This window comes from Crocinitomix catalasitica ATCC 23190 (assembly GCF_000621625.1).
GTDB lineage: Bacteria > Bacteroidota > Bacteroidia > Flavobacteriales_D > Crocinitomicaceae > Crocinitomix > Crocinitomix catalasitica.
Genome location: NZ_JHXV01000017.1, coordinates 29,189 through 41,864, shown reverse-complemented (window position 1 = coordinate 41,864; position 12,676 = coordinate 29,189). Strand labels below are relative to the sequence as shown.

At 32.5% G+C, this 12,676-nt stretch carries 11 protein-coding genes; 2 read left to right on the top strand and 9 right to left on the bottom strand.

Annotated elements, in window-relative coordinates:
- Positions 1 to 147 precede the first annotated feature (147 nt).
- Positions 148 to 1,608 carry a lipopolysaccharide biosynthesis protein gene (locus T367_RS0111045; protein WP_027419902.1) on the top strand — a complete coding sequence of 487 codons (1,461 nt, stop codon included), beginning with the start codon at positions 148 to 150 and terminating at the stop codon, positions 1,606 to 1,608.
- An 11-nt stretch (positions 1,609 to 1,619) separates the two neighbouring features.
- Here T367_RS0111045 and T367_RS0111040 read toward each other — a convergent pair whose 3' ends face one another.
- From T367_RS0111040 to serC, 6 genes are all read right to left on the bottom strand, one after another.
- On the bottom strand, positions 1,620 to 2,666 hold the full coding sequence (locus tag T367_RS0111040) for a toxin-antitoxin system YwqK family antitoxin (RefSeq protein ID WP_027419901.1): 1,047 nt from the start codon (positions 2,664 to 2,666) through the stop codon (positions 1,620 to 1,622).
- 88 nt (positions 2,667 to 2,754) lie between these two features.
- Positions 2,755 to 3,150 carry an acyl-CoA thioesterase gene (locus T367_RS22120; RefSeq protein ID WP_051568500.1) on the bottom strand — a complete coding sequence of 132 codons (396 nt, stop codon included), beginning with the start codon at positions 3,148 to 3,150 and terminating at the stop codon, positions 2,755 to 2,757.
- On the bottom strand, positions 3,147 to 4,943 hold the full coding sequence (locus T367_RS0111030; protein ID WP_084274400.1) for a polysaccharide biosynthesis protein: 1,797 nt from the start codon (positions 4,941 to 4,943) through the stop codon (positions 3,147 to 3,149). Before T367_RS0111030 ends, T367_RS22120 begins: the two co-directional genes overlap by 4 nt.
- A 237-nt stretch (positions 4,944 to 5,180) precedes the next feature.
- A complete protein-coding gene (gene rpe, locus T367_RS0111025; protein WP_027419899.1) occupies positions 5,181 to 5,828 on the bottom strand; it encodes a ribulose-phosphate 3-epimerase in 648 nt (215 codons plus the stop codon).
- 4 nt (positions 5,829 to 5,832) lie between these two features.
- Positions 5,833 to 6,792, bottom strand: coding sequence for a D-2-hydroxyacid dehydrogenase (locus T367_RS0111020; protein ID WP_027419898.1), 960 nt, complete (start codon positions 6,790 to 6,792; stop codon positions 5,833 to 5,835).
- Between the two features lie 3 nt (positions 6,793 to 6,795).
- On the bottom strand, positions 6,796 to 7,869 hold the full coding sequence (serC, locus tag T367_RS0111015; RefSeq protein WP_035843336.1) for a 3-phosphoserine/phosphohydroxythreonine transaminase: 1,074 nt from the start codon (positions 7,867 to 7,869) through the stop codon (positions 6,796 to 6,798).
- Positions 7,870 to 8,010: 141 nt separating this feature from the next.
- Between serC and lgt the strand changes: the two genes are divergently transcribed.
- Entirely contained in the window at positions 8,011 to 8,928 is a 918-nt protein-coding gene (lgt, locus tag T367_RS0111010) for a prolipoprotein diacylglyceryl transferase (RefSeq protein WP_035843333.1), read from the top strand.
- Positions 8,929 to 8,940: 12 nt separating this feature from the next.
- On the opposite strand, the gene T367_RS0111005 is transcribed toward lgt, so the two are convergent.
- The 3 genes from T367_RS0111005 to T367_RS0110995 all read right to left on the bottom strand — a co-directional run bounded on the left by T367_RS0111005 (position 8,941) and on the right by T367_RS0110995 (position 12,615).
- On the bottom strand, positions 8,941 to 9,837 hold the full coding sequence (locus tag T367_RS0111005) for a type IX secretion system membrane protein PorP/SprF (RefSeq protein WP_027419895.1): 897 nt from the start codon (positions 9,835 to 9,837) through the stop codon (positions 8,941 to 8,943).
- A gap of 92 nt (positions 9,838 to 9,929) precedes the next feature.
- The gene (locus T367_RS22115; RefSeq protein ID WP_051568498.1) at positions 9,930 to 10,814 is read right to left on the bottom strand and encodes a diacylglycerol/lipid kinase family protein; all 885 of its coding nucleotides are present in this window, start codon (positions 10,812 to 10,814) and stop codon (positions 9,930 to 9,932) included.
- Position 10,815: 1 nt separating this feature from the next.
- Positions 10,816 to 12,615: an LTA synthase family protein gene (locus T367_RS0110995; RefSeq protein WP_027419894.1), complete on the bottom strand. Its 1,800-nt coding sequence runs from the start codon at positions 12,613 to 12,615 to the stop codon at positions 10,816 to 10,818.
- Positions 12,616 to 12,676: the final 61 nt, after the last annotated feature.

Genomic DNA, 12,676 nt, shown 5'->3' with positions numbered 1-12,676 from the left:
GTTCTTGAAATTTAAAGGGTTACAAGTGTTTTTAAATTAAAATTGAGGGTGTTAAATTAATGCAATTTTGTTTGTTTTTTTATTTAGTTTATTAAGTATCATTGTAAGAAGCGTATATTTAACGTTTAGTTTGATTCTAAAGAAAAAATGGGTATAATTCAAAAACAAGCAACGCTATCAACAATATTTATATTCGGTGGAATTTTATTCGGAACCGTTTCGCGATTGTTAATGCCATTCATTTTAACAAAAAACCAAGTTGGGACTTTGGCATTGTTGGACTCAGTTTCTTCAGTTCTATCTACTTTTTTTTGCCTTGGGTTTACTCAAATAACTTTAAATTCTTTTTCAAATTTCAAAAATGAAAAAAATGGTCATTCAGGCTATTTTGCGTTTGCATTATTTGTGACTATTATAGGTATAGTATTAGGTGTCTCTACCTTTATTTTTTTTAAGGACTTTTTAGTTGGTACAGAAGTTTCTAATCAAACTATTCAAGCCTTCTCAATATTATTGATTCCGCTAATTATTTTTCAAATTTTCGCGAAAAATATGGACATTTATTTACGGATGTTATATAGTTCTGTAATTGGTACGTTTTGGGAGTCATTTATATTGAAAATACTATTATTATTAGTATTAATTGTGTTTTGGTCAGGAGTGATTGATTTTGAGCATTTAATTTATTTATATGTGGTCGCCTTTTCTTTACCCGGTCTAGCTTTGTTGATTACAGCTGTTTCAAAAACAGGAAAATTAATTTTGCCCAAAAAAGAAAATTTTACTGCTTCAGCTAGAAAAAAAATATATGGTTTTGGCTTATATGGAATTTTAGCAACTGCATCTAGCATGATAATTATTTCTGTTGACCAATTAATGATTAACAGAATGTTAGGGACTGATGCTCTAGGTATTTATGCCATAATGTTTTTTGCCGGTATTTTAGTAAGTGTACCTTCAAGAGGTGTTAAAAGAATTTCAGTGGCAGTATTGTCCGATTCATGGAAGAATAATGATTTAAAAAATATTCAATCTGTTTATGAAAAAAGTTCACTTACTAATTTGATTTTAGGCGGATTTTTATTCACTATTGGCTGGGCATGTATAGAATTGGCATTATATTACTTGCCAGATTACAAAGAGGGATTGTATGTTTTCTTCTTTATTGGTTTAGCTCAACTTGTTGAAATGATGACTGGTGTGAATTCTGAGATAATTGCGACATCAAGAGTCTATCGTGCAAATACATATTTTAATATTGGGTTAGCAGTATTGGCAATTATATTAAACTACTTTCTTATTTCTTTATATGGAATAGTTGGAGCGGCAATTGCTTCATTTTTAGCCGTCATTATCATTAACTCATTGCGTTGCCTGTATTTAATCAAGAAATACAAATTACAACCTTTCAATCGTAAGTTTGCAGTTGTCTTATTTATTTTAGCAGGTTTAATTCTTGCAGTAAATTTCATGAATTTTAATCTTCCAACGCATTTCGAAATTGTTGCACGATTAATTTTTTGGGCCACAATATACTGGGTGATAATTTTAAAATTCAAATTTTCTGAAGATATTAACGGCTGGTTTAATAAAATAATAAAGAGATGAGAATTTAAAGTTTATTTTCTCTTCTTCTCTTTCTTCTTCTTATTCTTTTGATTTTCTATAGGTTCACTCTGATCGTCACCTTCTTCTTGAGAATTTTTTATTTGTTCGATTTTTTCAGGAGGCATTGTTTCTCCACCCAATTCGTCGTAATAAGTTTCACTTAATAAATTACCTTTTTTATATGTTGCACGGTATTTAATGGTATTCTTTTCATTGTCGTAATATTCTTCAAATTCGCCATCTCTAAGGTCATTTTTATAACTCTCTTTTGTCCACATCCTACCTGTTGCATACATTCTTTTAAATGCTCCTTCTTTAGATCCTTTTTCGTGATTCTCTGAATAAAACAAATCACCTGTTGCATAATAGTAGGTTGATGGTCCATCCTTTTCGTCATTGACGAATTGTTGTTCTGACTCTACTTTACCATCTGCAAAATAAGTGATATAGGTCCCATTCCACATACCGTTTTTATAATCAATTTCTTTTTTGATTGCTCCATTCGAATAGAACTCTTGTTTTTTACCATGTAATTGATTGTTTTTATACCGTTCTATTTTAAAGATAGATGTGTCAGCAAAATAATAACGGAATTCACCGTCAGCCATCCCCATCACATAATTTTTTTCCCATTTTAAACTTCCATCTTCTCTATAGTAAATTTGTGCACCATCCTCTTTTCCATAACCTAAATTATCGTGACTATAAATAAATTGAACATTTCCATTTTGATAATAGACAGTGTCTTGACCTATTAATCTTCCATTGCTGTATTCTATTTTCATTTTAAGCTGCATGTTGTCATAACACACTTTACATTCTCCTGAAAAGGGTTTACCTGATTTTGAATGATAAACGACAACTTCATCTTTACCTTCAATTTTCAATGTTTCTTCGTATACAAAGCCATTGCAATCAGGTACCATACGTAATTCTTCATTGATACATAAAATACCTTTGTTATCTTCTTTTTTAGCGTCTGAATTAATTTCGCCTAAAGATTGGGTATAACTGGAGAATGAAATAAGTAAAATTAGAAATGGAAATATGCTTTTCATTTGAGGAGATTTTAAATCGTTAATTTAATGATATTTTATGAAGCAATAATTATACCGCAATGAAATTAAAATAAAATAATCGAATTAGTTATGCTTTATTTAATTCGAGAATATTGAGTATTGTTTTAGGAATAGTTGTGGTCACATTATCGATATAGTCAAAACAAACAACGAGTGATTCTCCAAATGCTTTTAAATCTCCATTTTGATCTTTGACTTGATATGCCAAGGTAAAACTTTTATTTCCTATTTGGCTACATGTTACTTCAACACTTATCTGTGCGTCAATGAAGATAGGCTTCAGATATTCAATCGTATTCTTCTTTATGATGATACCATTTTTCTTCCAATCCCAATCGTCACCTAAACTTTTGGTAAAAAAACCAATTCTAGCGATTTCAAAATATTGTAAATAAGCGGCGTTATGCACATGATTGCCCATGTCAAAATCACTAAATCTTAATTGAATTTTGGTTGATATCATTGATCTAATTTCTCAAAAATAGAGTTGTTACTTTTATATTCTGGAACAATTTCTTTCATTTTTTGAACGATAAGGGAATTGTTTTGACTTTCAAACAAACTGGTTAAAAGACAGATATCTTTAGAGATTGTTTCAAAATTATAATCTCGCACTTTAGCCACAAGTATTTGCGGATGATGTGTCTCTATTGTATTCTCCTCATTCGTTAATAACTCTTCATACAATTTTTCGCCTGGTCTCAGTCCTGTGAACTTAATTTGTATGTCTCTATCTAACTCCAGTCCACTGAGTTTGATCATTTTTTTAGCCAAGTCGTATATCTTCACTGACTCACCCATGTCAAAAACAAATATTTCACCGCCATTCCCCATTGATTCAGCTTCAAGTACCAATTGGCAAGCTTCAGGAATCGTCATGAAATATCTTGTAATATCTTTATCAGTAACCGTTAATGGTCCACCGTTTGCAATTTGTTTTTTAAATAAAGGAATCACGGAACCGTTCGAACCAAGTACGTTTCCAAATCGTGTAGTGATAAATTTAGTTTTTCCAAGTTGATTAGCTGATTGAGAGTAAATCTCAGCAATTCGTTTAGAGCATCCCATCACATTTGTTGGATTTACTGCTTTATCTGTTGAGATCAATATAAATCGCTCAACATCATACTTCAACGCTAAATCAACCAAGTTTTTCGTTCCTAAAACATTTGTTATTAAAGCCTCAGATGGATTGTTTTCCATCAACGGTACATGTTTATATGCTGCCGCGTGAAAGATCATATCAGGTTTAAATGTCTCAAAAACATTTTTAAGACGATCTAAATTTCTAATATCACCGATCACTGTTTCAGTACAACTGTCAGTTTTTTTCGTCTTAAGTTCTATTTCTAGATCGTAAATGGCAGATTCGGCTTGATCTAACATTATTACAATCTCAGGATCATAAGAAACTAATTGTCGAACAATTTCACTACCAATACTTCCTGCAGCACCAGTAACTAATATTTTTTTGCCTTTAAATTCATTAATTAATCTTTCCGGATCTAATTTTATACTCTCTCTACCAAGTAAATCTTCAATTAGAACAGGTTTAATTTGATTCAATGTAAACTCCCCATTAATCCATTGGGCAGGAGAGGGCACGTTTAGAATTTGAACATCATTCGCAAGACAAACATCAATAACATCTCGCCTTTTTTTCTTATCGGGCTGTTTGATCGCCATGATCAATTTTTTGACATTTTCTTTTTTAATGATATTCTCAAGGTTCGATGTGTGATAGATCTTAACACCTTCAAGTGTCTTTCCTAACTTAGATTTATTATCATCAATAAAACAAACGATCTTTCCATCTATATTTGCTTCTTTTTCCAAAGCATGTTTGGTAATTACGCCATAAATACCCGCACCATAAATAATGGTAGGAGTGAGGTCTTTTTCTTTTTTTAATTGTTCTGAATAAATCAGTTTTATTGACAATCTAAATACTAACATGAAGAAAATACATGCGAAAAATTCTGCCAGAATTATAGAGATCGGAAATAAGAAGTATCCGTCTCCAAATTTATAGAAAAAAGCAGATACGATTCCGATCATGAAAGTTCCGACAAGGACAGATATTGTGATCCGTTTAATATCCTCGGTACTTGTATAACGAACAATTCCTCTGTGGATTCTAAAAATATAAAAAGCAAATCCTCGAATTAATAAATAAATCGGTAAACCGCGTTCAAAAATATGAAGTTCAGTTTCAAAAGGTAATTGCGACGAGTCAAATCGAATAATATACGCCATCAGCAAAGCTGTGAACGCAACAAATAAATCAGCTATAAAAATAACTAATCGTGGGGTATTTTTTTTTGGTAATTTGATCACTTGAATCTTTCTCTTTGCTATTATTACGCAAATTAAAGCAAAAGGATAGGTTATATTTCGATTTTTACTGTTTTTTAATTAACAAATTTCAATTGAAGATTATTTCAATATTATTTAAGCGTTAATTAATTGTTCTAATAATTGCTTTCGTATGGCTTATAATTTTTTCAAGATGTCAATTGTGTCGCTTGGATTCGAAGAGTTAAACACATAACTACCAGCAACTAAAGCATCGGCTCCAGCATCAACTAATTTTTTTCCAGTTTCAGCATTCACACCTCCGTCAATTTCAATTAGCGTGTTTGCTCCTTTATTTACGATAAGGTCTTTTAATTTTTTAGTTTTATTGATTGCAGCTTCAATAAATTTTTGACCACCAAATCCTGGATTTACAGACATAATCAGAACGAGATCCAAATCATTTATAATTTCGTTTAATAACTCAACTGGTGTATGTGGATTCAAAGCAACACCAGCTTTCATTCCTGCAGCTTTAATTGCTTTAATTGTTCGGTGTAAATGTGTACATGCTTCGTAATGTACTGTCAAATAATCCGCTCCAGCATCTTTAAAAGCATCGATATATAGATCTGGATTTTGAATCATCAAATGTATATCTAAAGGTTTTTTAGCATGTTTAGCTACAGCTTTAACAGCTGGTAAACCAAATGATAAATTAGGAACAAAGTTGCCATCCATCACATCTACGTGGAACCAATCTGCATTACTATTGTTAATCATTTCTACCTCGCTTTGCAAATTTGCAAAATCGGAAGCTAAAAGTGAAGGAGATACAATTGTCATACTGTTATTTTAATAGATTTATAATTTGTTCTGCTAATTCAATTCCAATTCTTGTTTGTGCTTCTTGAGTAGCTGCTCCAATATGAGGTGTACTCGCAATATTTTCATGTTGAAGGATATCTTTTCTAGGATTAGGTTCGTTCTCGAAAACATCTAAACCTGCCGCTCTGATTTTACCTGACGATAATGCTGAAATAAGAGCGCTCTCATCAACAACACCACCTCTAGCAGCATTCACTAATATTACTCCATCTTTCATTTTAGAGATCATATCTGCGTCAATCACTGCCGAATTATCTTTTTGTTTTGGCACGTGCAGACTAATATAATCCATGTCGCCAATAACGTCCGCTAATTTATTTGTAGGTTGAACAGTTGCATTGATTTCTGCGAGGCCTTCAATCTTAATAGGGATAAGAACTGGATTCGTTTGTGTATCAACAGCAATAACCTTCATTCCAACACCTAAAGCATAAGCAGCAAGTGCTTTTCCAATTCTACCAAAACCAACAATACCTAAAGTCTTACCTCTTAATTCTTGACCTTTACCGTATTTCTTTTTTAAAGCTTTGAATTCACTATCACCGCTTTGTGGCATTAATAAATGTGAATTATAAAGCGATCTTGATAATGAAAATAAATTCCCCATTACCATTTCTGCAACAGATTGCGACGATGCAGCAGGAGTATTAATTACATGTAAACCTTTAGATTTAGCATAATCCACATCAATATTATCCATACCAACCCCACCACGACCGATTAATTTAAGGTTCGGGCAAGCATCAATTAAATCTTGACGAGCAGTAGTAGCACTTCGCACTAATAATCCTACGTAATTTTCTTTTTGAATGGTTTCAATAAGTTGGTCTTGTGGTACATTTACTGTACTCACTGTAAAACCATTTTTTTCTAATAATAAAACACCTTCTGGCGCAATACCGTCGTTTGCTAGAATTTTCATTTTTTAAGAATTTGCTTTTGCGAAATCTCGCATTAAGTTAACCAATACTTGAACTGAAGATAATGGAAGGGCATTATATATTGAAGCACGATATCCGCCTACAGATCTGTGACCTTTTAATCCTACAATACCTGCCTCATTCCATGCTTTATTAAATGCATCTGTTAAGCTTTCATTTTTTAATTTGAAAGTAACGTTCATATTCGATCTATCTTCAACTGCTGTAGCTCCTTCAAAAAGAGGGTTCACGTCAATTTCAGTATATAATATGTTTGCTTTTTCAATATTTATTTTCTCAATAGCTGGTACACCACCGTTTTGCTTTAAGTGTCTCAAGTTTAACATCGAAACATAAATTGAGAATACAGGAGGCGTATTGAACATTGACTCCTTATCGTGATGTGTTTTAAGATTTAAATAAGTTGGCAACCATTCAGCTGTTGAATTCCCTAAAATAGATTCTTTAACAATGAATAATGTTGCTCCAGCTGGACCTAAATTCTTTTGAGCGCCAGCATAAATAATATCAAAATCAGCGACATTAATTTCTTGAGAGAAGATATCAGAAGACATATCACATACTAAAGGAATGTCTCCTTTTGGAAATGCCTTAAATTGTGTCCCAAATATTGTATTATTCGATGTGAAATGTAAAAAATCACAATCATTTGGTATCGTTAAATCTTTAGGGATATAATTAAAGTTTTTATCCTCAGAACTGCCAATTTCAACAACTTCTAGACCGGCATTCTTTGCTTCTTTTATTGCTTTAGAAGACCATGTTCCAGTATTGATATACGCTGCTTTTTTGTTTTTTCCAGACATGTTTAATGCCGAGATTAAAAAACCTAAGCTTGCACCGCCTTGTAAAAACATGACGCTATAACCAGCAGGTACATTTAATACTTCTTTAACCAATGCGATGGCTTCATCCATTACCGCAACAAATTCAGGACTTCTATGAGAAACCTCTAAAATTGATAGGCCGTTAAAATTTAAAACTGCATTTGATGCTTCTTTGAAAACTTCCTGAGGCAAAATACAAGGACCAGCTCCGAAATTATATTTAGTTGACATATTTTTTGACTTTTTAATACACTTACAAAGGTTAACTTTTTTATGTGAAATAGCATAAAATCTTAGGTTAAACTTTAACGGTTTTTCAACAATTACTAAATTCATAGTGAGATATTGATTAATTTAGCAAAAAAAATAAGCGTGACTTTATTAGAGATAATTTGGAATTTTGAGCCTAGAGTGATACCTTCTTTAAAAATGCCAGTTTGGTATGGACTTTTATGGGCTATTAGTTTTATAATAGGCTATAAAATTTTATCGAAAATGTTTAAATCAGAAGATGTTCCAGACGAATGGATGGACAAAATTCTTGTTTATACACTTTTAGGTGGTGTTTTGGGTGCAAGATTGGGCCATTGTTTATTTTACGAACCAAGTTATTATTTAGCAAACCCGATTGAGATACTTAAAATATGGGAAGGCGGATTAGCTAGTCACGGAGGTGTTCTTGGTATTTTAATTGCCACTTATTTTTTCTCTAAAAAAGTATCAAAAAGATCAATGTTCTGGACATTGGATCGATTAGTTGTTCCGTCTGCATTAGCAACATTTTTCATTCGTATAGGTAACTTATTTAATCATGAAATTGTAGGGAAACCCACATTAACTGAATACGGTTTTAAATTTTTACGACACGAAATTCCAGGTTGGCAAGCTATGAAAATTACAAATACGGATAATCTTCATGATGCTTTTAATAAAATAGCGAATGATCCATTGTATGTTGATTTAGTAAATACTTTACCGAATAGACATCCTTCTCAATTGTATGAAGCAATAGCATACCTATTTATTTTCTTGGTTGTTTACTTTATCTACTGGAAAACAAATGCTGGACAAATCAAAGGGTTCTTATTCGGCTTATTCTTTATCCTATTATTTTCTGCGCGATTTATTATCGAATTCACAAAAGAAAGTCAAGGTGGTGCAGATAACGGTGAGCTATTACTCAATTTAAATATGGGGCAATGGTTAAGTATTCCACTTGTTTTGGTTGGGTTTTATTTCCTTTTGAGAAACTTCAAGAGTTTTGAAATCAATAAAAAGAAAATACTTTAACGCTTCTTCTACTTAGAATAAAAACTGATCGAACTTCTTTAAAAGTGGATTCATAGGTTTTTTGAAAATGTATTTTAAAGCAATCTCGTGATCTGAGTGGTTGGCGTAAGTCAATGGACTTGAGCTGAATTGATAAGCATATCGAATCCAAACCGGTCCAAGTCGAACAGCTGCATTGGCCATATAATCGTATAAAAAATTGATGTTTCCGCCAATTGCAAATCGTGATGTATTGAAGTTTAAGCCCCAATTAATATTGTAGAACCCGTTCTCAGTCATGAATTGTAAAGCATTGGAGAATTTCAAGTTTTTATTCTTGAATGGAGTTAAAGTATGTCCTATTTGAAGGCGTGTTAATGCACTATAATCAAGTTCGCTAGGTGTATAACTTATTCTTTTGTAAAACGACTGACTACCTTCAATAAATATAGATTTATATGAAAAATGAAATCCATAATTAGCTCTCATGTGGTATCGTTCACTCACTATATGATTGATTTCACCGAATACTAATTCGGTGAAATCAGTTTTGTTTCTATTCATTCCTAAACCTGCTCCTACAGAGAGTAAAGTATTGGTTTTATTTATGATTGGGTATGCGTAGGTAACGATAAAAGTTTGCGCATTTAAGAAATCTTTTCCAGCATTAAATGTTCCTATTTCCAAACCAACTCCACCTTTAATTTTAGGAATATAAGTATCAAAGTTTAACAATTGATTGAATTTACGGAAACTAGAATTCAGGTCATACATCCCCAAACCATAATTTATTTGTGTAGCAGGTGACATGCCTGTTCTTGCTGGATTATTCGAAAAACTCATGGAATTATTCATGTTAAATAGACGTTCTTGTCCATTTAAATTTAACCCAAGAAATAAAATGAATAGGATTAGATTAACTTTTTTCATAAGTGATAGATTAAGATAGGTTCGTTTGGAAGCTAAAACAAATGAGATGAACAAAAGTTACAATTCTATCTTGAAAGAAGAAAGAAAATAAGCTATAAAATAGACAAGCTTAGTGGTTGAATTTCAATAGTGAATGGACCTTTAGAGTGGTTAGATTCACCGTCAATATGGTAATCTATTATTTCCGTATTCTCTATGTTCAGTTCTATACTATCAGTAAATGATAAGCTTTTAAACTTAGTTGATTTATGGATAGATTTAGTGAAGAATTTATAGGCCAAGTCGAACCCCTTTAATACTTTAAACTGTTCAATAAAAACGATTTCAAATTTCCCATCTTGTAGGTCTGATTTTGGTGAAATCGTAAAGCCATTACCGAATTGTGATGAATTGGCAATGGTGCACAATATACCATGATTTTTTTGAATAGTATCTTCAATTTTTATCTGGAATTGCTGTGGTTTGAAACTGCTAAACTCTTTTAATACAAGCTTGGCGTAAGTTAAGAATCCTCGTTTTGCATGCGCTTCAAATTTTGAAGCTATATGCGCATCTAAACCAAAACCACAAATACCAATAAACACTTTTTTATTCACCAAGCCAGTGTCAATACGCATTGGTTCAAATCCGTTGATTTGACGAATGGCCGCACTAAAGTTTAAAGGGATGTCTAAATGTCTTGCAATTCCATTGCCTGAACCACTTGGTATAATACCTAAGGCACAATTAGTATGGATTAAAGCCCGACCAATTTCATTCACTGATCCGTCACCTCCAACAGCGATAATAGCATCAAAATTCACTTTTTCGATATTCGCAATTTCAAATCCGTGATTGCGATATTCGGTATATCGGATCTCCCAATTAAATTTTGCGCTATCTATATAACGTTCGATAAGTGGAGGAATAACATTCTTTTTACCAACTCCAGAAATTGGATTGATTATAAAAAGAATATGCCTCTTACTTTCGGTCACGCTATTTTATTGTCATTTCGTTATTGATTAACGAATGGTTATATGTTTGAATCAATGCTTTGAGCTGGTCTGTTAATTCAACTCTTGCAGCTGTTTTATTGCCTGCTAAATTTAATGTTTGCAGGGCGTCATCTAAACTATAGAGACTTAAAACCTCCTCGTTTTGGAAAGTTAGTAAATAATGTTCGTTTTCAAAAGTTCCAAAATATAAAAATCGATCGCCTATAAAACTTGCGCTATATCCAGGTTGTTTTGAGAAAACTGAATTTCCAAAGGCAAAATAAGGATTTTGATAACCTATTATTGATAAAAGGGAAGGCATAATATCTGCCTGACTTACAATTTTATCATTTCTCCCTTTAAAGAAATCTTGATTGGGATGAAAAAATACAAGTGGTATATGCATATTCCCCATTTCCTTATAATAAATTGGCGTACTAGAGGCTGGTGTATGATCAGCAACAATGACAAATAAAGTATTGTCATACCAATCCTTTTCTTTTGCTTTTTGAAAAAATTGAGCTAATGAATGATCAGCGTAGCGAACAGCGTCGTGCATTTGGGTTGGCCCTTTACTAAATTTATCTCCGTATTTTTCGGGTATGGTATAGGGAGGGTGAGATGATATTGTAAATATGGTTGAAAAGAATGGTTTTTTCATGGCCGATATTTGATCAACAGACCATTCTAAAAATGGTTCATCAAAAATCCCCCAAGTACCGTCAAAATCAGCTTCATTATTATATTCACTTCGACCATAATATTTATCAAATCCACTCACTTCAGAAAAGACATCAAAATTCATAGAACCATTGGTTGCAGAATGATAAAATCCACTTGAATAGCCTTGTTCTTTTAATATTTTAGGTAGTGAGGATATAGTGTTGGCAGCATAAGAGGATGTTAAATATTCGATTTCCATCAACTTCGGAATAGAAGAAATGATAGACGGAGCTGCGTCCACTGATTTTTTACCGTTGGCATAACAATTGGTAAAAACCAATCCTTCATCAATTAGGCTATCTAAAAATGGTGTGTATTGCGCTTCTTCTCCGTTAATGCTTGATATATATTCGACAGAAAAACTCTCCAATAAAATCAATACAATATTCGGTTTGTCTAAAACGGCAATGGGTTCTTCGTTATGAATAGGTGTAAACCGTTCTCGAAGTTCTTTTTCTGAGAAGTAATTCTTCTCGTCAAGACTAACATCTCCCCATGTTTTTATTACGGTAAAAGCTGAGTTCAGAATGAGTTGTACATTTTGATCAATGGTATACTTTGCAGCGTTAGGAGCAGCTATTGGTTTCAAACCAACGCCTCCACGGCCAATTAGTACACAAATGGTTGCTGACAAGAGAAAAAACACGATTTGTTTAATCCACGAAACCTCAGAACTATCATCTTTTAATCGAGTTATTCTTTTGTATATGAAAATACCGAGAATTTGAATGAGTACCAAAAAGATCAGCAAATACCAAAATTCGCTTAAAAAACCAGGTAATTGTTGAGACAAATCGTTGCCGAATCCTAACATTTTAAATAACGAACTCGTCGATCGGGAAGAGGTGTGCCGAAAATATTCGATGTCAATCAGATTCATCAAAACTGTTAAGAACAGGATGATATTAAAACTGTAGAATATTATTTGTTTATAAACTTTAGAATTTCGCCATTTATTGGGAAACATCTCAATAGCAACTAGAGGTAAACATACGATTGCTGCAGTCACTAAGTCGAACCAAAACCCGGCTAAAAAATCTGTAAAATAAACAACAGGAAAAAGGTTGTTGTTAAACAATAAAAATAGGATTCTACACAAAGTAAAAATCACAGCTAACGAAAGTATCTTTAATAGAAAC